The sequence below is a fragment of the Polaribacter sp. Asnod1-A03 genome, from assembly GCF_045063585.1.
Lineage (GTDB): Bacteria > Bacteroidota > Bacteroidia > Flavobacteriales > Flavobacteriaceae > Polaribacter.
Genome location: NZ_JBEFOE010000009.1, coordinates 1,668,000 through 1,690,341, shown reverse-complemented (window position 1 = coordinate 1,690,341; position 22,342 = coordinate 1,668,000). Strand labels below are relative to the sequence as shown.

The 22,342-nt window shown below is 28.2% G+C and carries 18 protein-coding genes and 2 tRNA genes; 16 read left to right on the top strand and 4 right to left on the bottom strand.

The window, feature by feature from the left end:
• Positions 1–16: 16 nt before the first annotated feature.
• The 5 genes from mreC (at position 17) to ACJJVY_RS07860 (ending at position 6,055) form a co-directional block, all read left to right on the top strand.
• A complete protein-coding gene (gene mreC / locus ACJJVY_RS07880; RefSeq protein WP_405606615.1) occupies positions 17–847 on the top strand; it encodes a rod shape-determining protein MreC in 831 nt (276 codons plus the stop codon).
• The gene (gene mreD / locus ACJJVY_RS07875) at positions 840–1,343 is read left to right on the top strand and encodes a rod shape-determining protein MreD (RefSeq protein WP_405606613.1); all 504 of its coding nucleotides are present in this window, start codon (positions 840–842) and stop codon (positions 1,341–1,343) included. Before mreC ends, mreD begins: the two co-directional genes overlap by 8 nt.
• On the top strand, positions 1,343–3,229 hold the full coding sequence (mrdA, locus tag ACJJVY_RS07870) for a penicillin-binding protein 2 (RefSeq protein ID WP_405606611.1): 1,887 nt from the start codon (positions 1,343–1,345) through the stop codon (positions 3,227–3,229). Before mreD ends, mrdA begins: the two co-directional genes overlap by 1 nt.
• Positions 3,210–4,490 (top strand): rod shape-determining protein RodA, encoded by a 1,281-nt coding sequence (rodA, locus tag ACJJVY_RS07865; protein WP_405606609.1) that lies wholly within the window; start codon positions 3,210–3,212, stop codon positions 4,488–4,490. Before mrdA ends, rodA begins: the two co-directional genes overlap by 20 nt.
• A gap of 1,373 nt (positions 4,491–5,863) precedes the next feature.
• A complete protein-coding gene (locus tag ACJJVY_RS07860; protein ID WP_405606607.1) occupies positions 5,864–6,055 on the top strand; it encodes a PID-CTERM protein-sorting domain-containing protein in 192 nt (63 codons plus the stop codon).
• Here the strand turns inward: ACJJVY_RS07860 and ACJJVY_RS07855 are convergent.
• Complete coding sequence (locus ACJJVY_RS07855) at positions 6,045–6,629, bottom strand: riboflavin synthase (RefSeq protein ID WP_405606605.1); 585 nt, start codon at positions 6,627–6,629, stop codon at positions 6,045–6,047. The genes ACJJVY_RS07860 and ACJJVY_RS07855 overlap by 11 nt on opposite strands.
• A 59-nt stretch (positions 6,630–6,688) precedes the next feature.
• Here ACJJVY_RS07855 and pdxA point away from each other — a divergent pair, with 59 nt between their 5' ends.
• From pdxA to ACJJVY_RS07820, 7 genes are all read left to right on the top strand, one after another.
• Positions 6,689–7,723 (top strand): 4-hydroxythreonine-4-phosphate dehydrogenase PdxA, encoded by a 1,035-nt coding sequence (pdxA, locus tag ACJJVY_RS07850; protein ID WP_405606603.1) that lies wholly within the window; start codon positions 6,689–6,691, stop codon positions 7,721–7,723.
• Between the two features lie 73 nt (positions 7,724–7,796).
• Positions 7,797–8,339 carry a YceD family protein gene (locus ACJJVY_RS07845; RefSeq protein ID WP_405606601.1) on the top strand — a complete coding sequence of 181 codons (543 nt, stop codon included), beginning with the start codon at positions 7,797–7,799 and terminating at the stop codon, positions 8,337–8,339.
• A 1-nt stretch (position 8,340) separates the two neighbouring features.
• On the top strand, positions 8,341–8,535 hold the full coding sequence (gene rpmF / locus ACJJVY_RS07840; protein ID WP_405606599.1) for a 50S ribosomal protein L32: 195 nt from the start codon (positions 8,341–8,343) through the stop codon (positions 8,533–8,535).
• A 150-nt stretch (positions 8,536–8,685) separates the two neighbouring features.
• Positions 8,686–9,681, top strand: a complete 996-nt coding sequence (locus tag ACJJVY_RS07835) for a beta-ketoacyl-ACP synthase III (RefSeq protein ID WP_405606597.1) — start codon at positions 8,686–8,688, stop codon at positions 9,679–9,681.
• 25 nt (positions 9,682–9,706) lie between these two features.
• A complete protein-coding gene (gene accB / locus ACJJVY_RS07830; RefSeq protein WP_405606595.1) occupies positions 9,707–10,183 on the top strand; it encodes an acetyl-CoA carboxylase biotin carboxyl carrier protein in 477 nt (158 codons plus the stop codon).
• Between the two features lie 75 nt (positions 10,184–10,258).
• Positions 10,259–11,596 (top strand): acetyl-CoA carboxylase biotin carboxylase subunit, encoded by a 1,338-nt coding sequence (gene accC, locus ACJJVY_RS07825; protein WP_405606593.1) that lies wholly within the window; start codon positions 10,259–10,261, stop codon positions 11,594–11,596.
• Between the two features lie 74 nt (positions 11,597–11,670).
• The gene (locus ACJJVY_RS07820; protein WP_405606591.1) at positions 11,671–12,120 is read left to right on the top strand and encodes an Lrp/AsnC family transcriptional regulator; all 450 of its coding nucleotides are present in this window, start codon (positions 11,671–11,673) and stop codon (positions 12,118–12,120) included.
• A 68-nt stretch (positions 12,121–12,188) separates the two neighbouring features.
• On the opposite strand, the gene ACJJVY_RS07815 is transcribed toward ACJJVY_RS07820, so the two are convergent.
• Positions 12,189–12,274 (bottom strand) — tRNA-Leu (locus ACJJVY_RS07815).
• Positions 12,275–12,293: 19 nt separating this feature from the next.
• Positions 12,294–12,365 (bottom strand) — tRNA-Gly (locus ACJJVY_RS07810).
• A gap of 570 nt (positions 12,366–12,935) precedes the next feature.
• Between ACJJVY_RS07810 and ACJJVY_RS07805 the strand changes: the two genes are divergently transcribed.
• Positions 12,936–15,317: a polysaccharide lyase 6 family protein gene (locus ACJJVY_RS07805; RefSeq protein WP_405606589.1), complete on the top strand. Its 2,382-nt coding sequence runs from the start codon at positions 12,936–12,938 to the stop codon at positions 15,315–15,317.
• A gap of 14 nt (positions 15,318–15,331) precedes the next feature.
• The gene (locus ACJJVY_RS07800; RefSeq protein WP_405606587.1) at positions 15,332–16,393 is read left to right on the top strand and encodes a heparin lyase I family protein; all 1,062 of its coding nucleotides are present in this window, start codon (positions 15,332–15,334) and stop codon (positions 16,391–16,393) included.
• Between the two features lie 9 nt (positions 16,394–16,402).
• Here the strand turns inward: ACJJVY_RS07800 and ACJJVY_RS07795 are convergent, their stop codons facing one another.
• Positions 16,403–17,371: a Gfo/Idh/MocA family protein gene (locus tag ACJJVY_RS07795; protein ID WP_405606585.1), complete on the bottom strand. Its 969-nt coding sequence runs from the start codon at positions 17,369–17,371 to the stop codon at positions 16,403–16,405.
• Positions 17,372–17,685: 314 nt separating this feature from the next.
• On the opposite strand from ACJJVY_RS07795, the gene ACJJVY_RS07790 reads away from it, so the two are divergent.
• On the top strand, positions 17,686–19,998 hold the full coding sequence (locus ACJJVY_RS07790) for a chondroitinase-B domain-containing protein (RefSeq protein ID WP_405606583.1): 2,313 nt from the start codon (positions 17,686–17,688) through the stop codon (positions 19,996–19,998).
• A 77-nt stretch (positions 19,999–20,075) separates the two neighbouring features.
• A complete protein-coding gene (locus ACJJVY_RS07785; protein WP_405606581.1) occupies positions 20,076–22,283 on the top strand; it encodes a heparinase II/III family protein in 2,208 nt (735 codons plus the stop codon).
• The last annotated feature ends 59 nt before the right edge of the window (positions 22,284–22,342 follow it).

Below are 22,342 nucleotides of genomic sequence, written 5' to 3'. Positions count from 1 at the left end.
TTTCTAAGTTCTAACAATGCAACAGATTATCTATTTTTTTCAGAAGTTTAAGTATTTTCTGTTTTACTTATTGTTAGCGTTTATTGCACTTGCATTAACATTTAACAATCTTAACTTTCATAGAAGTAAGTATGTTAATTCGGCAAACTATATTACAGGGGGTTTGTATTCTAAAACAGCTAATATTTCTGAATATTTAAGTCTAAAATCTGAAAACGAATTATTAAGCATAGAAAATACTAAATTAAGAAATCAGCTTGAAAAAGTAGGAGCTATTAAAGATTCTATTATTGAAGAATTGATAATTGATACTACTAAATTTCAGCAGAAATATTCTTATATCAATGCCAAAATCATTAAAAATAATTTTACCAACTCTTTCAATTTTATTACTATAAATAGAGGTAATAATAATGGTATATCTCAAGAAATGGCTGTAATTAATAGTAAAGGGATTATAGGTATTACAGATAATGCTAGAAACAAATATGCCAGAGTTCAATCTATTTTAAACAAGAATAGTAAAATAAATGCTCGTCTAAAAAACAGTTTTTATTTTGGTACTTTAACCTGGGATGGTAAAGATTATAAAACCGTTCAGTTATTAGATATACCAAGACAAGCTCCAATAAAAATTGGTGATACAATTGAAACAGGAGGTAAATCTACTATTTTTCCAGAAGGAGTTCCTATAGGTACAATTGCTAAAATTAATAAAGGTAATACTGCTGACAATAAAATAGATATTAAACTATTTAATGATATGAGCAACCTAGGTTATGTATATGTTATTAGAAATTTAGATAAAATAGAAATTAAATCATTAGAAAATTTAGTAAATGAATAAAACAGTTTATTTAATACTTCTTTTTATATTCTTATTATTTATTCAGGTTTTTGTTTTAAATAACATTAATTTTTTAGGATACATAAACCCTTATTTATATATTTCTTTTGTGTTTTTTTTCCCTTTAAAAGAAAATAAGTTTCAAATTTTATTCTTCAGTTTTTTATTAGGTTTATTTATAGACTTTTTTTCAGATTCAGGTGGTATTCATGCTTTATCAATTACTACAATAGCTTATTTAAGATTATTTTTTGTTGGAGTATTCTTTAAAAAATTACCATCAGATTATGGTTTTTTCAGCTTACAAACAGAAGCTTTCGGAAAAGTTTTTAACTATATAGTAACTTTAACAGTAATACATCATTTTATTCTTTTTGCTTTTATTAATTTTAGTTTTCAAAATTTTACAAGCGTTCTAACTAATACTTTATATTCTAGTATTTTTACATTAGTTCTATTTTTTTTAAGTAACTATATTTTTACGAAAGAGCAATAATGCAAAGAAGTTTTCTACTATATTTTATAATTACCACTGTTGGTATCATTTTTATTGGAAGGTTATTTCAACTTCAAATAATTAAAGGATCAAATTACGATCCTATTCATAATTCTGCTGTAAAAATCGTATATGATTATCCAGAAAGAGGATACATTTACGATAGAAATAATAAGCTTATAGTAGCCAATCAACTTTCTTATGATGTAATGATTCAGCCTAATCAAATAAAAAACTTAGATACTTTAGAATTTTGTTCTTTATTAAAAATTGATAAAGAGGATTTCTTAAAGCGTTTACAAAAAGCAAAAAATTATGCTACCTATTTACCTTCAGTTTTTTTAAAACAATTAGCCAAAGACGACTTTGCTTTTTTACAAGAAAAACTACATAAATATCACGGATTTTTCATACAAAAAAGAATTATCAGAAAGTACCCAATAAATGCAGCTGCAAATGTTTTAGGTTATTTAGGGGAAGTAAATCAATCTCTTGCTAAAAAAAGTAATTATTATCAAGCAGGAGAATTAATTGGTAAAGATGGTATAGAAAAACAATACGAACATTTTTTAAGAGGAAAAAAAGGAAAAAAATACCTACAAAGAAATAACCTTAATAAAGTTACAGGTTCTTATAAAGAAGGAAAACACGATACATTACCAATACAAGGTAAAGATTTAACATTAACGTTAGATATAGATTTACAAGTTTATGCACAAAAATTGATGACAGGTAAACGAGGTGGTATCGTTGCAATAGAACCTTCTTCCGGAGAAATTTTAGCTTTAGTTACCGCACCATCTTATGATCCTAATTTACTTGTTGGTAGAAAACGTTCTAAAAACTCTGTATTACTTTTTAACGATTCCATCAGTAGACCTGCTTTTGACAGAAGTCTTCTAGCGGCTTATCCTCCAGGATCACCATTTAAAATGATGAATGCTTTAATAGGTTTACAAGAAGGTGTTATAAATGAACAATCAACTTTTTACTGTCATCATGGTTATAGATATGGTGGTAAATCTACTGATTTCATGGGATGCCATTGTGGTATATTTTCTAGACCTGTTGATCTTAATTCTGCTATCGCTAGATCTTGTAATAGTTACTTTTCAAATACGTACAAAAGAATTGTAGAGCATGAAAATAATCCGTCTAAAGGAGTTGATGATTGGCATGATCATGCAGCAAGTTTTGGTTTTGGTAATTATTTAGGATATGATTTACCAGCCGGAAGTCCTGGTTTAATTCCTACCGGAGAATATTACGATAATGCATATAGATATTCTTGGAATGGATCGACAACCATATCAAATGCAATAGGACAAGGAGAAGTATTAACTACACCAATTCAACTAGCTAATTTCACTGCCGCAATTGCTAATAGAGGTTTCTTTTATACACCACACATTCTTAAAGAAACAAATAAAAAATCCATAGAAAATCCTAAATATACAGTTCCTCATAAGACAACAATCAATAAAGAGTATTTTACTCCTGTAGTTGAAGCAATGGCGGAAGTTTTTAAAACTGGTACTGGTAAATATAATCAAGTTGAAGGAATAGAAATTTGCGGAAAAACTGGTACTGCAGAAAATTTTATTAGAAACAATGGTATTAAAATACAATTACCAGATCATTCAATTTTAGTTGCCTTTGCTCCAAAAGATGATCCAAAAATTGCTATAGCTATTTTTGTTGAAAATGGTGGATATGGTTCTACAATAGCTGCTCCAATAACTAGTTTATTAATTGAAAAATATTTAAACGGAACTATTTCTGAAAAGAATAAACCTAGAGAACAAAGAATGCTAGATTTAAGTTTACAAGATATATATGATAAATTAATTCAAAAACCTCAAGAAATTGCGTCAGGAACGAAATAATATTTTTGTAGGTATCGATTGGCTTTTAGTTATTTTATTCATAATTCTTGTTAGTTTTGGATGGATGAATATTTATGCTGCATCAAAAAGTAATGAAGAATTTGAACTTCTAAATTTTTCGACAAAATATGGGAAACAATCAATTTTTATCTTGTTAACCATTCCTTTAATAGTTTTAATTCTCTTTTTTAATTCTAAGTTTTATGAAAAATTTGCCAGTATCTTATATGTAATATCTCTCTTATCACTTCTTGGTCTATTTATCTTTGGAAAAGAAATAAACGGAGCAAGATCTTGGTATAATTTTGGAGTTTTAGGATTACAACCATCAGAGTTTGTAAAAGCTTTTACTGCTTTGGCTGTTGCAAAATTGCTCAGTGATAGACAATACAATTTAAAATTAATAAAGAATCAAGTAAAGGCATTTATCATCATTTTTACTCCTGCCTTGTTAATCACATTACAACCAGATGCTGGTTCAGCTTTAATATATTTAGCTTTTTTCTTTGTTTTAAATAGAGAAGGATTAACATTAAATTATATCTTATTTGGTTCATTAGCTATTGTTCTTTTTATCTTATCTATATTATTAGGTCATATGTGGGTTCTATTTGGGATGTTAATTATTTTATCATTGATAACCTCTTATATTATCTATAAAGGAGATAAAATTTTTTTACGTTTTAATTGGCCTTATATTATAATAGCCTATTCAGCTGTTATATTATTTATTTTTGGAACAAATTTCGCATATAATAACATTTTCAAACAACACCATAGAGATAGATTTGAAGTTTTATTGGGATTAAAAACAGACAATAAAAATATAGGTTATAATTCTTATCAATCAGAATTAACAATAAGTTCTGGAGGTGTTAATGGAAAAGGTTTCCTAAATGGAGATATTACTAAAGGAGATTTTGTACCTGAACAGCATACTGATTATATTTTCAGTACAGTAGGTGAAGAATGGGGGTTTTTAGGAAGTTCTATAGTTATTCTTTTATTTATGTTGATGTTATATCGTATCATCTATTTGTCAGATACACATTCAAATAAATTCGGGCGTATTTATGGTTACGGAGTAGCATCTATATTCTTATTTCATATTATTGTTAATATAGGTATGGTAATAGGTTTACTTCCGACTGTTGGAATACCTTTACCTTTTTTTAGTTATGGAGGGTCTTCATTATGGGGTTTCACTATATTATTATTTATATTTATTAGATTAGATGCACATAAAAAATACGATTGGTAAATAAAGAATTAAGAGAAAGCACTCTTTCAGATAAATTATCCCCACTAAGAGATTTTCATTCTAATTACAACTAAATTTACAGAATTAAATACGATTTAAAAAGAATTTCAAAGATTAAAACTAGGTTCTAAAGGTTTTTTTCTAATTAAAGTGTGCAAGATTTTCCAATCCTTAGCAAAAACATTTTTCTGCATATATTAAGAAACGTTGGTTTAAAGAAATTCTAAGTTTTTTTTACCAAAAATTGGCAATTGGTAGGAAAGGATCTAGAATGACAAATAAATTTGCTACTTTTTAAAACAAATTAGTATATATTCATCATACAAGTACAAGTCTTGTTGCAAACTTCTTTAGTATAAATCCAAGAAATTCACAAAGACAATATAAAGATTATTTGAGTGATTTTAAATAATGAATCAAGAACCACACTCTAAAAACTCGTTGCCATTTCCTGAAAATATCTTTCCGTTGATAAAACCTCTTTTTTTAATGAAACTTATATACCATAGTTATCAATGGAAACAGAGGTGTGTTAATAAGGATGAATAAGGCAATAAATTTGAAGACTTTTAGAATTATTCATTAAAGAATATTAAAACTAAATAGAAAAGTATAATTAACTATGAATATGAGGTAATAGTTAAAAAATATTTCACAAAAGAAGTCCTGGTTATAGATCGATTTAATGTACAAAAATTAGATTTAGAAGCTTTAGCAGTATTGCCAGAATAATGGCTATTCATTATAAAAATATTCTAAATTATTTTGCCAATAGAAGAACAAATGCTTGTGCAATTCTTTTAATGCGAAAATAAAAGCGTTTAGAGTACTATTTAGAGTTGTCAAAAACATAGAATTCTTTATTTAAGCTAGCTAAATATCTATACCTGATTATTCATTTTCTCAACTTTAAGACTATCTTACCTCTTAATAAAAAAAGCCTCAATTCGTTAAGAATTGAGGCTTTAATAAAGAAAGGCGGCGACCTACTCTCCCACATAAATGCAGTACCATCGGCGCTATTGGGCTTAACTTCTCTGTTCGAGATGGGAAGAGGTGACCCATCTCGAACAGAGAAGTTAAGCCCAATAGCGCCGATGGTACTGCATTTATGTGGGAGAGTAGGTCGCCGCCTTTCTTTATTAAAGCCTCAATTCTTAACGAATTGAGGCTTTTTTATGATATATGAGTGTTAATAAATATTTTAATAATTGTTAATTTCTATATAAATAAAATGTTTTATTATTTATAAATAAGTAAATTAGGGGTGTTTAGTCAAAATTTACATAAATTACTAAAAAAGCAATCTCTATATTTTTTTATCTTAATAAAGTTTTATATTTGTAACCAGAAGTAATAAAAAATTAGGGGAAATGAAGAAAATAAAATACTTTATACTAGTATTAGTTACATGTACTAGTTTTAATAATTTGTATGGTCAAAAAACACCACCACCGCCTGAGGCAAAAGATGTGACTCCACCACCAGGTTTACCTATTGATGCTGGTTTGACTATCTTAGCTTTATCTGCGATTGTTTACGGTGTTAGAAAAACTAAAAATTAGTAAGTTTATTAATATACTTTCCAATAACATCAAATTCTAAATTAACATTATCCCCCATGTTAATGTGTTTGAAAGTTGTATTATCAAAAGTATAAGGTATTATTGCAACACTAAATTGATTCTTTTTAGAATTAATAACAGTTAAACTTACACCATTTATAGTAATTGATCCTTTTTCAATTGTAATGTTATTTGTTGTTGTATTGTATTCAAATGTAAAGATAGTACTACCTTTTTCTTTTAATATGTTTGTACATATTCCTGTTTGATCAACATGCCCTTGAACGATATGTCCATCTAATCTATCACCAAGCTTCATGCCTCTTTCTAGATTTATAGTATCTAATATAAGTAAATTACCAATATTAGTTTTTTCTAAAGTTTCCTTAATTGCCGTAACAGTATATTCGTCATTTTCAATAGCTACTACAGTTAAACAAACTCCATTATGAGCTACACTTTGATCAATTTTTAATTCATTGGTAAAATTACTTCTTACTGTAAGATGTATATTATCTTTTTCTTTGACAATATTAGTTACTGAGCCAAGTGTTTCTATTATACCGGTAAACATATCTATAAAATTTAGTTACTTTTGTAATATTCAAAAATAGGAATTATAGAAGAGTTAGTATGGATAAAATTGATAAAATTATAGTTGGTATTTCAGTAGGTGATTTAAACGGAATTGGTTTAGAGGTAGTGCTAAAAACTTTTATGGATAAGAGAATGTTAGAATTCTGTACTCCTGTTATTTTTGGATCAACAAAAGTTGTAAATGCTTATAAGAAATTATTAAAAATTGATACTCAAATTCTGGGTATCTCATCTTTAAATCAAGTCAATCATAATAGAATTAATGTTTTAAATATCTGGAAAGAAGATGTTTTTATCGAATTAGGTAAAGCTACTAGGACATCTGGAGAATATTCTGCAAAATCATTAGAAGCAACTGTTAATAGCTTAAAAAATAATGATATTGATGTTTTATTAACAGCTCCTATAAATAAAGATACCATTCAATCTGAAAATTTTAATTTTCCAGGTCATACAGAATATTTAGAAGCAAATTTGTCAGGAAAAAGTTTAATGATATTAATGACAGATGAATTAAAAATTGGTTTAATAACTGGTCATATTCCTATTTCTAGAGTGGCAGAATCAATTACTCCAGATTTAATTAAACAAAAAGTTGAGACAATGTATAATTCTTTAGTTTGTGATTTTGGAATAAATAAACCTAAGATTGCAGTTTTATCTTTAAACCCTCATTGTGGTGACAATGGTTTAATTGGTAAAGAGGATGATGAAACTATATTACCGACTATAGATGGAATAAGAAAAACAGGAAAACTTGTATTTGGGCCTTATGCAGCAGATGGTTTTTTTGGTTCTGAAACTTATAAACAATTTGATGGAGTTTTAGCAACCTATCATGATCAAGGTTTGGCTCCTTTTAAAGCATTATCTTTTGGTAATGGAGTTAATTATACAGCTGGGTTAAGCGAAATAAGAACATCTCCAGACCACGGTACAGGTTTTGACATTGCAGGTAAGAACTTAGCAAACCCTTCTTCTTTTAAAGAGGCATTATTTACAGCTATAAAAATTTATAAAACAAGGAAAGAGTTTAATCAGTTATCGAAAAATCCTCTTTTAGTTAAATAATAATTCTTTTTTAAAGAAAAGATGATAGAATAATAAATTTTTATATCTTTGCACGCTCAATTGATGTTTGGTAATGAAAGACTTGAAGGGATTCAACATACAGTTTGTAGGATTAAGAGAAGGTAATCATTGTTATACATATGATATTGATAATATGTTCTTTGCATTTTTTAATTATGATGAATTTGAAAGTTCATCTATTAAAGTCTCATTAGATTTTAATAAAAAAAGCACATTGTTCGAATTAGATTTTGAAGCTAAAGGTTATGTGGAAGTTCCTTGTGATACAACAGGAGAGCTATTTAACCAAGAAATTGATTCAAATTTACGTTTGATTGTAAATTTTGGTTCAGAATTTAATGATGATAATGAAGAAATTTTAATTTTACCTCATGAAGCATATGAGTTTAATGTGGCGCAATACATATATGAAATGATTGTACTGTCAGTTCCTTTAAAAAGAGTACACCCTGGTGTATTGGATGGAACATTAGATTCAAATACATTAAGTAAATTAAAAGAATTAGATAGTAATAGTAGAGTAGAAAAACCTGTTGAAGAAACAGACCCTAGATGGGATAAATTAAAGAATTTAATAACAGAAAAAAAGACATAAAATGGCACATCCTAAAAGAAAAATATCTAAAACTAGAAGAGATAAAAGGAGAACACATTATAAAGCAGCTTCTCAGCAAATTGCTACTGATCCTACAACAGGTGAAGCTCATTTATACCATAGAGCTCATTGGCATGAAGGTAAATTATACTATAGAGGACAAATAGTATTAGAATCTGCTGCAGTAGAAGCATAAGTAAAATACGAAAAATATAAAAAACCCTCATTTTTGAGGGTTTTTTTGCGTTTTCAAATCAAAAATGAGTGTTTTTTACTTTTTCTATCTAAAAGTGAAATAATTTTCATTTCTTTGAAACTCCTTAACGTTAGGATAACAACTTGAAATATGACTAAAATCACTGCGGCAATTACAGCAGTAGGGAAGTATGTTCCTGAATATGTTTTGACCAATAAAGAATTAGAAACCTATGTAGACACTAATGATGAGTGGATAACTACAAGAACAGGTATAAAAGAAAGAAGAATTCTTAAAGGAGAAGGTTTAGGTACTTCTTACTTAGCTATTAAGGCAACTGAAGATTTATTAAAAAAATCAAATACAGATCCAAAGGAAATAGATTTAGTGATAGTTGGTACAGCAACTCCAGATTTATTTGTTGCTTCTACAGCTGCTTATGTGGCATCAGAAATAGGAGCTGTAAATGCATTCGGTTATGATTTGCAAGCTGCATGTTCTAGTTTTTTATTCGGTATGTCTACAGCCGCGAGTTATATTGAATCTGGTAGGTATAAAAAAGTATTATTAATTGGAGCAGATAAAATGTCTTCAATTATAGATTATAATGATAGAGCAACTTGTATTATTTTTGGAGATGGTGCCGGAGCTGCATTATTTGAACCAAATAAAGAAGGTTTAGGTTTACAAGATGAATATTTAAGAAGTGATGGTGTTGGTAGAGATTTTCTTAGAATAGAAGCAGGTGGTTCTATGATGCCAACAACAGAACAAACTGTAAAAGAAAAAAGACATTTTGTATATCAAGAAGGAAAAACTGTTTTTAAATATGCAGTTTCTAATATGGCAGATGTTGCAGAAAAAATGTTAACTAGAAATAACTTAGAAGAAAAAGACATTCAGTGGTTAGTTGCACATCAAGCTAATAAAAGAATTATAGAAGCAACTGCTAAAAGAGTTGGTGTTTCTTCAGAAAAGGTAATGATGAATATTCAAAAGTATGGTAATACAACATCAGCAACATTACCACTTTTACTAGCAGATTACGAAAATCAATTAAAAAAAGGAGATAATTTAATTTTTGCTGCATTTGGTGGTGGTTTCACTTGGGGAGCTGCTTTTGTAAAATGGGCATATAATTCATAAATCAAATATTAAAATAATAAGTAGTATGGATATTAAAGAAATTCAAAATCTTATAAAATTTGTAGCAAAATCTGGCGCAAGCGAGGTAAAGTTAGAAATGGAAGATATTAAAATTACTATTAGAACAGGTAGTGATAAGACAGAAACTACAATTGTACAAGCTGCTCCTATTCCTAATATGCATCAGGCAGCTGCTCCTGTAGCAACTCAAATAACTGTTCCTGTAGATTCTAATGTTAATACAGAAAGTAATGAGTCTAAATACATTACTGTAAAGTCTCCTATTATAGGGACTTTTTATAGAAAACCTTCTCCAGACAAACCAAATTTTGTTGAAGTAGGTACTGCTATTAATGTTGGAGATACCGTTTGTGTTATTGAAGCAATGAAGTTATTTAATGAAATTGAATCTGAAGTTTCAGGTAAAATTGTTAAAGTATTAGTTGATGATTCTTCTCCAGTTGAATTTGATCAACCTTTATTTTTAGTAGATCCATCATAGTATTTTAGAAGATTTATAAAAGAAACTTAGGTTTCTTTTTCTACTAATTTACTAATCAAACTAACTAAAACAATTATGTTTAAAAAAATATTAATTGCCAATAGAGGTGAAATAGCACTTCGTGTTATTAGAACATGTAAGGAAATGGGTATAAAGACTGTGGCGGTTTACTCAAAAGCAGATGAAGAAAGCTTACATGTAAGATTTGCAGACGAAGCTGTGTGTATTGGTCCTGCAGCAAGTTCAGAATCATACTTAAAAATGGCTAATATTATTGCAGCTGCAGAAATTACAAATGCAGATGCAATTCACCCAGGTTATGGATTTTTATCTGAAAACGCTAAATTTTCTAGATTATGTGAAGAACATAATATTAAATTTATTGGTGCTACGGGTGGGATGATAGATCAAATGGGAGATAAAGCAAATGCAAAATCTACCATGATTGCAGCTGGTGTACCTTGTGTTCCTGGAAGTGAAGGTGTTATCACAGACTTTGAAGAGTGTGAAAAAGTTGCTGAATTAACAGGTTATCCTGTAATGCTAAAGGCTTCTGCTGGAGGTGGTGGTAAAGGAATGCGTGCGGTTTGGAAGAAAGAAGATTTAAAAGATGCTTGGGATTCTGCTAGACACGAAAGTAAAGCTGCTTTTGGTAACGACGATATGTATATGGAGAAGCTTATTGAAGAGCCTAGACATATTGAAATACAAATTGTTGGAGATTCTTACGGAAAAGCTTGTCATTTATCAGAAAGAGATTGTTCTGTTCAAAGACGTCATCAAAAGTTAACAGAAGAAACTCCATCTCCTTTTATGACAGATGATTTAAGGAATAGAATGGGAGAAGCAGCTGTAAAAGCAGCAGAGTTTATTGAATATGAAGGTGCAGGTACTGTAGAATTTTTAGTTGATAAACATAGAAATTTTTTCTTTATGGAAATGAATACTCGTATTCAGGTAGAACATCCAATTACAGAAGAAGTTGTTAATTATGATTTAATTAGAGAACAAATATTAGTTGCGGCAGGTGTTCCTATTTCTGGGAAAAATTATTTTCCTCAAATGCATTCTATAGAATGTAGAATTAATGCGGAAGATCCTTCTAATAACTTTAGACCAGCTCCGGGAAAAATCACAATTTTTCACTCACCAGGAGGTCATGGTGTAAGAGTTGATACACATGTTTATGCTGGTTATATGATTCCGCCTAATTATGACTCTATGATAGCTAAGTTAATTACTACTGCTCAAACAAGAGAAGAGGCAATTAATAAAATGAAAAGAGCTTTAGATGAGTTTGTAATAGAGGGGGTAAAAACTACGATTCCATTTCATAGACAATTAATGGATCATCCAGATTATGTAGCAGGAAATTACACTACTAAATTTATGGAAGATTTTGAAATGAAATAAAATACTTTGTTAAATATAAAAAAAGAGAATACATTATGTATTCTCTTTTTTTATATTTATAATTAAAAAATAATATGAAAATAGATGGAATTGATAAAAAAATTATTAGGGGTCTTATAAAAGACGCTAGAACACCAATTTTAAGCATTGCTAGAGAGGCGGGCGTGTCTGGAGCGGCTATTCATCAAAGGTTAAGGAAGCTTGAAAAGGCAAAGCTTATTGATGGTTATCAAATGAGAATTAACCATCAATCATTAGGCTATTCTAGAACAGCTTTTATAGGGATTTATTTAGATACAGATACTTTATTGCCTTCTGTGATAAAAAGATTAAAAGATATTACAGAAGTTTTAGAGTGCCATTATACTACAGGTAACTTTACGATTTTTATTAAAGTAATATGTAAGAATGATCAAGACTTAATGAATCTATTAGAAACTAAAATTAAAACAATCAAAGGAGTCTCTAAAATAGAAACTTTTCTATCATTAAATCAGCAAATAGACAGGCAGTTTTATATATAATTTGATATAATTTTAACCTCATAAAATCAAAAAACCGTTGAAAATCATTAGATTATCAACGGTTATTGTACTGAAGATGGGACTTGAACCCATACGGCCATTACTGACCACTGGATTTTAAGTCCAGCGTGTCTACCAATTCCACCACTTCAGCATTGGTATATTTTAAATAGAGCGAAAGACGGGATTTGAACCCGCGACCCTCACCTTGGCAAGGTGATGCTCTACCCCTGAGCTACTTTCGCAGTCATTATTTTATTTAGAACTTTGCTGTAAACATCTAATTGTTTAGAGCGGTGCAAAGATAGTATGTTTTATGGTTCTGACAAATTTTTTTTGATTTTTTTATGTTTTTTTTCTTCGGAGTTTTTGTTAAATAATTGAAGCTGAAAAAAGGGGCTTATAAACAGTTATTTAACTTGATTTTTTTTAAAATTAATTTTTACATTATGTTAATTAATTTAATCTTGGTAGGGAAGCAAAATATATTTTATATGTAATATCATCAATATTGATTAGAAGTAATATATTTTAGATATTCAAAATAGTTCTTTAAATTAATAATTTAAATATAAAAAGGTTTATTATTAAAAAAAAACCTCTTGTTAAAGGTCTTGTTTATAGTTTTGAGTTTTTTTTAAAATAATTCACTAAATGAGGTTAAGTTGTAATTTTTTTTATTCAACAAATGTTTATATATTTGGTTTACCAAATTGGTAAACCAATTGTATTGTTGCTTAATAAGATTAAGGTGACGTAAATAAAATTGGTTCATTTTTTGATTTATAAATAAAACACAATCAAAATTTAATTTTATGAATAGAATAGTTTTTATAATTATTACAGTTTTATCTTTATTTTCTTTAGAAGTAAAAGCTCAAGAAGTTTTAGTTTCTAATATAACAGAATATAATTCAACTATAAAAGAAGCAAAAGCAGGAGATGTTATTATTTTAAAAAATGGTGTTTGGGAAGATGTTAAACTAAATGCTTATGGTAATGGAGAAGAAGGTAAACCAATTATTGTTAAAGCAGAAACTGCTGGAGAAGTAATTATTTCTGGAAACTCTACTTTAAATATTTATGGAGAGTATGTAATAGTTAGTGGTCTATGGTTTAAGGATGGTAGCTCTTCTTATAAATCTGTTGTTCAATTTAAAAAAGATTCTAAAACTTTTGCTAATAATTGTAGATTGACTAATTCAGCAATAACTTATTTTGAAAATAATGCTGGCTTAAAAGATCATTGGGTTGATATTTGGGGAAAAAACAATAGAGTTGATCATAACAATTTTACAGGTAAAACTAGTGAAGGAACAACTTTAGTTGTTTGGTTAAAAGGAGATGAACATGTAGAAAATAACCATAGAATAGATAACAACTTCTTCGGAGAAAGAGAGGATTTAGGTAAAAATGGTGGAGAAACCATAAGAATTGGTACAAGTGAAAATTCTATGAAATCTTCTAAAACTTTAGTTGAAAGAAATGTTTTTGCAAACTGTGATGGAGAAATAGAAATTGTTTCTAACAAATCTTGCGATAATGTATTTAGAGATAATTTATTTGTAGAAAGTAAAGGTACTTTAACTCTTAGACATGGTAATAATGCATTGGTAGAAAGAAATGTATTTATTGGTAATGGAGTTTCTAAAACAGGAGGTATTAGAATTATTAATGAAGGACATATTGTAAGAAATAATTACCTAATAGGGTTAACAGGTGATGGGTATAGAGGTCCGTTAGTGGTTATGAATGGAGTACCGAATACTCCTTTAAATAGATATCTTCAAGTAAAAAATGTAGATATTCAAAATAACACAATCATAAATTCTGGACCAATAACTTTTGGAGCAGGAAAAGATGAAGAAAAAACTCTAGCACCTTTAAGTACTAATTTTTCAAATAATTTAATATTTAATACAAAATCTAGTAAAAATATCATTTTTGAAGACAGTGTTGATGGAGTTACGTTTAGTAGTAATTATATAGATGCTCCTACTTCTGAGGTTTTAAATGGTTTTATTTCTACAAAAGTAGATTGGAAAGAAATAGGTTCTTTTCCTGTGCCAACAGCAAATAATGCTGGATTATTGCAAGTGTCTAAGAATGATAAAAGTGCTATAAAAGATATTACAAATGCAACAAGACAAACATTTAATGCAGGTGCTTTTAATTTAGATGCAAATAAATTGCCAAAAGCATTAACTTTAAGAGCAGGTACTGGTTGGAAATTAAAAATTGTAAAACCTGTAGCAAAAGCAGAAGAAATTATTGTAGAGCCTGGTGTAGAAACATTGAGAAAGGTTATTAGTAAAGCAAATCCTGGTTCTATATTAATATTAAAAACAGGAGAGTATATTCTAGAAAAATCAATTAAAGTTTCCAAAAATATTACAATAGTTGGTGATAAAGGAGGAGCTACAATAATTACAGCTAAAAAAGACTTAGAAAAACCACTTAGTTATTTATTTAGAGTAAATGAAGGTGTTACTTTACATCTTAATAATGCAATTTTAGACGGAGAAATTTCTAACTTAAAATATGCAATAGTTTCACCTGATAAACTAGAAGCACAACTTTATAATTTATTTGTAGACAATGTTACTTTTAAAAACTTTACAAATAAAGATGGAGGAAGTGTGTTTAAAGCATACAATGGTACAAAAGCAGATACTTTAAGTTTTATAAACTCTAGAATTGAAGATAATTATAGAGGTTTAAATTTATCTTATGATAAAGATGAAATGGGTAAGTTTAATGCAAATAATATAATTATAGATAATACCGTCTTTAAGAATATAGAAGAAGCAGCTATTAATTATTACAGAAAAATTTTATCACCAGAACTTCCTGGTGGAAATTTAATTGTAAAAAATTCAGTTTTTAGCAATGTTTACAATGAAGAAAAAGGGAAAATAATTAGATCAGAAGGAATACATAATGTAGAAATTACCAACTCTGTTTTTGAGGGTAGTTTTAAAATGGAAACTCCAATCTCATTAAAAGGAACAAAAAATATAATATCTAATTGTTTGATATTTAAAAGTGGTTTTGTAAAAGTGAGCAATGGAGCAGAAAAAAAAGATATTATATATAAGAACCCGAAATGGGAAGATGATGTGCTTTTTATCCCTAGTGAAAAATCAGATTTATTAAAAAAGAATAACGAAATAGAAAACATTGGTTTAAAACAATAAATAATTTACTGTTTATGAAAAACTATCTTTTTGCTCTATTTTGTGTTTCAATTTCACAGTTGATTAATGGACAAGTTGTATTAAATTCAGACGGGCCTGGTGATACTTATCAATTGATAAATTCAGTTTTTGCCAATCCAAATAGAAATGTTGTAGAAGCTCCAGATTGTAGTCACTCAGATTTTGGTAATCATATAGATGAAGTTTTTGATACTGATTTAAATAAAAATGTTTTTCGTTTTCATATACATGTATCACCAGATAATGATCGTTGTAAAAAATTTGATAGACAACGAAATGAAATAAAATCATATTCAGATTCACCAGAAAACTTAAAAGCAGAAAAAGGGGAAACTGTAGAATATCGATGGAAATTTAAGTTGCCAGAAAACTTTAAAACTTCTTCTGATTTTACACACATTCATCAATTAAAAGTTGTTGGAGGGCCTTATGCATCAATTCCTATGATTTCTTTTACACTTAGAAAAGGAAATCCAGATAAACTAGAATTAAGATATACAGCAACCAAGAAACAGAACACGTTAAAAACAGTAAGTTTAGATTTATTTAAAGGTAATTGGGTAGAAGTTATCGAGTTTGTTAAGTTTGATGATGTTGGTAGTTATTCTGTAATTATAAAAAGGATTTCTGATGATAAAGAAATTTTTAATTACTCTAACAGCCCTTTAGATACTTGGCAAGATGGTGCAGAATTTGCAAGACCAAAATGGGGTATTTACAGAAGTTTAAAAAGTAAAGAGGATTTACAAGATGAAATTGTAAAATATGCTGATTTTAGCATCAACGAAATTAAAGGATTACTTTCTGTAGATGTTTTAAAAGAAAAAGCAGAAAGAGTGTTGTTAATGTCAAATTCATCCTCAGAAATAGAATTTAAGAATGTTGATGATTATGATTTGGTTGAATTATTTAATAATTCAGGAAGAAAAATAGAAATAGAAAATAGATTAAGTGATGAAGAATTAGATGTTTCTGATTTAACGAAAGGATTATATTTTATCGTTTTTAAAAAGGAAAGCGAAATTAGAAAAGTATTAAAATGCTATGTTAAATAAACTTAGCATTTACTTTTTAGTAAACTGATCTATAATTTTCATTGCTACTAAACCGCTTTCTATAGAGCAAGGATTTTCTTCTTTTTCTAAAAAATAATTAATAGTACTTTCAATCATCGGTTTTTGTATGTTTACAGGGTTTTCAAAATTGAAAATAGTTTCATTTTCTATAGTTGAAAGAAAAACCTTTTCTCCGTAAAAAGAAAAAGTAATTACACCTTTTTCTCCATAGATTTTACATTGATCTTTTACTTCTTTGTCAGAAACATTAAAGTTCCAGATTCCTTTAAATTGAATTCCATTTTTAAATTCGATACTTCCGTTTATAATGTCTGCGACTTTATTATTTTGTAATGAGGTAGTAAAACCTTCTGCTTTTTTAATTTCACCAAAATAATGATACATTAAATCTATTTGATGTGGAGCAATGTCATGAAAATAACCACCACCAGATATTTCTGGTTGCAAACGCCAATTATCGTCTGTTTTTACAATTACATTATTGTTTTTAGATTGTAGTATTTGAAGGTCAACATGTAAAACTTTACCGATTGCTCTATTGTCTATCAATTCTTTTACTTTTATAAAAGCAGGTAATTTTCTTCTATAATGTGCAACAACTAATTTATTTTGGTTAGTAACCAATTCGTTTAAATTTTCAGCTTCTAAAAAATTAAGCGTCATTGGTTTTTCTAAATAGATATATTTATTAGCAATTAAGCACTTTTTAGTTATTTCTAAATGAGTAGAAGGCGGAGTTGCTATATAAACTGAATTTATTTCTTTATTTTCTAGCAATTCATCAACAGAATTATACCAAAGAGGAACTTTATGTCTTATTGCAAAGTCTTCAGCTTTTTTTGCATTTCTTCTCATTACAGCAATTAGTTTAGAGTTTTTAACCTTGTTAAAAGCAGGTCCGCTTTTAACTTCTGCTACATCTCCACAACCGATAATACCCCATTTAATAATTTTCATTTTTAAAAAGATTTATTTAAGCTAAAATAGTTTTTTTGATTTCAATATTAGCAGTATATTTGGCTTAATGAATTGGTAAACCAATTTATTGAATTGTACATAAAATTACTTATAAATGGTGTTTCAATTTTTTATCTTAAAAAGAAATCCCTTATTTATTTAGCTTAGTTTGATTTTTTAAAAATAAGTAAACTCTTATTTTATTATTAGTACAATTAAATTTTTTATAGTAATAAATAAATTATTAGAGTTAGCAGCCTCTTTTATTTTTTACTCAACTTAGAACAGATTATTTAAACATATTAACTAAAAAAATGAAAAAATCCTTATTAATTATTGCTATGTTGCTTATAGTGGTATCTTGTAGTAACGAAAAAGTGGCACAAAGTATTGTTGTCTCAACACCTTCAGAATTAATCAATGCAGCAAAAAATGCACAACCAGGAGATGATATTGTTATCAAAAATGGTACTTATAAAGATGTGCAAATTGAGTTTATTGGAGAAGGAACAGAAGAAAATCCTATTAACTTAAGAGCAGAAACACCAGGAGAAGTTTTTATAGAAGGTGTTTCTAATTTAGAAATAGGAGGTTCTTACCTTAATGTGAGTGGACTTTATTTTAGAAAAGGTTATACACCAACTAAAGATGCTATTGCTTTTAGAATTGATAGTGAAAAAGTTGCGAATTACTCTAGTGTTTCTAATTGTGTGATTTTAGATTTTAATCAAGAGCAAAGGGATAAAGATGATCTTTGGGTTCAGTTTTACGGAACGCATAATACATTACAAAACTGTTACCTTGCTGGTAAAACAAATGGGGGACCAACGGTTAGAGTAGATTTAAAAGGAAACCAAAGTATTAGAAATTATCACCAAATTGTAAATAATCATTTTGGACCAAGGCCTAGAAAAGGTGGTGCAAGAGGAGAAACTATTCAATTAGGAAGTAGTTTTACATCAATGTCGCCAAGTAATACAACAATTGCAAATAACTTATTTGAAGAGTGTAATGGTGAGGTAGAAATTATTTCTAGTAAAACAAATTTTAATGTTATTCGTAACAATGTTTTTTATAAAAGTGAAGGTTCTGTGGTAACTCGTCATGGAAATTATGCTACAATTGATGGTAATTACTTTATTGGAGATGGTGTAAATAAAAACTACGGAGGAATAAGAATTGTAAATACAGGTCATTGGATTATCAATAACTATTTTTATAAAATTATTGGTGAGAACTTTAGAAGTCCTTTAGCGGTAATGAATGGTATTCCTAAATCTCCATTAAATAGATATAACCAAGTAACAGATGTTGTTGTTGCTTATAATACGTATGTAGATAGTAAATCTCCTTGGCAATTTGGAGTAGGAACAAACATTGCTCAGGCAGCAGTTTTACCTAAATCAGAGATTCGTTCTGCAAGAGCATTAAGAACCGTTGTTGCTAATAATGTTATATACAACAGTAAAGGTGATAAAGATATTATTATAGAACATGACAAAGCTGATGGTGTTAAGTTTGTAAGTAATGTTATTAACAATCAAGGAGTTGCTTTTGGTAATGAAAAAAGAATTACGCCAACTAGTTTTGAGTTAACAAAAGTAAGTGAAAACATTTATTTACCTAAGTTAACAGAAGATTTTGATGTTTACCAAGGTTTTGGTTTTGAAACAATTACTAAAGATCTTTTTGGAAACTCTAGAGCAAGTTCTAATTCTATAGGAGCTACAATTTCAGGAGAATTTCAAAATCCAGATATTTTAGACAAAACAAAATATGGTGCAGATTGGTACTCTAATGTTGTTGAGGCTAAAGAACCTACAGTTATTGAAGTTGCAGCTACGGAAGGAGAGTTAGAAGCAGCAATTGCTAAAGCAAAACCAGGAGACGTTGTTGTTTTAAGTGCTGGTAAATATTCGGTAGCAAAATCAATTGTAATCAATAAATCAATTACAATTAAATCAAAAGAAAATGAAAAATCTGAAATAGTTTTTACAGGCGCAGCTAATACTCCGGTATTTGAATTAAATCCTTATGGTATTTTAAATATTAAAAATATTGTACTTACAGGAAACGGAAAACAACAAGCTTTTTCTGACTTAAAAGAAAAAATGTCTAACCATTTTGGTTTAACTGTTACAGGTTGTGATATTAATAATTTTGATTTTGTATTAAAAGCTTATAAACAAACCTTTGCAGAAGAAATTACATTTAAAGATTCTAAAATATCTAATTGTGAAAACGGTATTGAATTATCGGAAGAAACAAATGATAGAGGAGATTATAATACAGAATATTTAACGATAGAAAACTGTGAGTTTACCAACGTTAAACAAAATGTTATAGATTACTATAGAGGTGGTTATGATGAGTCTACAATTGGTGGTAATTTATTAGTTGCTAATAGTACTTTTACAAATAGTGGAAGCAAAGAAAAAAATGGAATTTTATTAAACCATAGAGGTATTGTAAATGTAAATATTACAAACAATACATTTAAAAATAATAAAGTTGATTTTGTTTCTATTTTATGGGGAGCAAAAAACAATGTTGAATCTAATAACACATTAAGTAATTCAGGAAAAATAAAAACTGAAGAAAACTTAGTGATGAAATTAATGTATTAATAAAATTGATTTTAAAAAATCCTACAAGGCCTAAAAACTTTGTAGGATTTTTTTGTTTATAAAGAATTGTAATTATTATGAAGATCGGTAAATTTTTATTTTTAGTATTTTTTTCAATTTCCGTTTACGGACAAAAAATACCTGCAAAAAAGATTATAAAGGTATCTAAATTAGCTAATTTTTTAAAAGATGATGTAAAAAAACAATTGTCTGAAAAAGGAAAAATTACACCAGAAAAATTAGCTAGTTATTTTAGAGATCAATTTTCTGAACGTTACTATTACGATTATAAAACGGTTGATAAACGTTTTGAAGCTTATTCAAAATTATATCAAGATGCAGAAGAAAATCATACTTCAAGAGCTTTAGATCATTTGGGGAAATTTTCTTCAAATCCAAAATGGAAATTACCGTTTAATTACCAAAATGGAGAACCTGTAAATGCATATGCTTTAAGACATTTGGCACGTCAGCATAAAATGATTGATATTGCATTTTATTATTTTTATCAACAAAAAGATACAAAATATATCGATTATTTTACAGAACAAATGCAATCTTTAAATGTTGCTTTAAAAGAAAATAAGTTTGAAACTATAGAAGATGGTAATGGAGTTTATGAGGCTTTTAGATCTGGTTACAGAGTTTTGAATTGGCTAGAAATTCATAATTTATTTTTAGGTGAAAAAGCATATTCAGATGAAGATCAGTTAACAACAATTGCTACTTTATTGCAACATGCTTCTTATTTGTTTGAGATTAATCAAGAATTTAAATCGGGTAATCATCAAACAAGAGGTTTGTCTGCTTTGGCAATGGTTTCTATTTTGTTAAGAGATTTTGTAGATACAGATGTTTGGTATCAGCATTCTATGACACTTTTAGCAGAACACATGCGTAAAGAAATAAACGAAGATGGTTTTCAGTTCGAGAGAACAGTGCATTATCATATAAGTGATATTGGTAACTATTTTTACGTATATCAACTAGCAAAAAACAGTAATATAAAAGTGGATGATTTTTGGACCAAAAAATTAGAGTCTTTATTCGGTACGTTAACTAAAATTGCTTTTCCGGATAAATCTGCACCTGTTTTTTCTGATGATACAGATACACCTTGGGCAGAAACAAATGATATTTCTGATGCTTTAACTTTAGGTTTTTTATTGTTTGAGAATCCAACTTTTGGATATTTTGCAAACAATAATATTAGCAGAAAGATGTATTGGTACACTAGTAAAAATCAGCTAGAAAATCTTAAAAACATCAAAGAAGTAGAACCAGATTTTAAATCGTATGATTTTCCTAAAACAGGATATTATATTTTAAGAGAAGGTTGGGCAAATAAAGATAAAATGTTAGTTGTTTCTGCGGGTGTAGACGAAAAAAAGCCAGATCATCAGCATGGAGATATTTTAGGCATTCAAGCTTTTGCTAACGAAAATGTGATTTTACCGAATTATCAAGTTCGTTACTCTCTAAAAGATTTAGAATTGTTTAAAAATTCGATGACTAAAAATGTGGCTTTAGTTGACGATGAATTAATTGGTAAACAATATTCTTCTAATAAAGGAGGAAGCGGATTTGGTAAATTTAAAGAGTTGCCAAAACCGACTGTTATTGGTTTTCAAAAAAACAAAGATTTAGAAGTTTTTATTGGTTCTCATGATGGCTTCGAAAATATTGGTGTAAAATATGTAAGACAAGTCATTAATATAGAAAATGATTTTTGGATTGTAAAAGATAATTTTTCATCAGACAAAAAGCATGTTTATAAACAAGTTTGGCAAGGACATTATAGTTTAGAAAATGCACCAAATTTATTGAGATCTAGTTTTTCTAATGGATCAGGTTTAGATATTTATCAATTAAATAAAGTTGATAAAATTACTACTGATGGAGCAAGGGGAAAACAATGGAGTGTAGTTGAAAAGAAAGAGACTCAAGATTTTAATTTTATTACTATATTATTTCCGTTCTCTAAATTTGATGACAGAATAGATGAAGAAAGTAATATTCTTGATTTTAACGGATGGAAAACAACATCAGAAATTATAACAGATGCAAGTCAAAAATTCTTTAAAAAAAATAAATGTTTACTGTTTGGGGTAAAAGAAGTGATTATTAAAGGGCGAAAATTTGAATTTACAGAAAATGTAGATGTTTATATTGAGTTTGATAAAAATACAATTTCTATACAATCATTAGATAGTAATACTTTTGAGGTTAAGAATGATTTAGTGTCTAAAGTAGTTGAGCCACTAGAATTTTTTATTTTTAAATAAATATTACAAAGGGTTTATATTCAGTTTTTTATGAAAAATAATGTAGAAAATATTTTGAT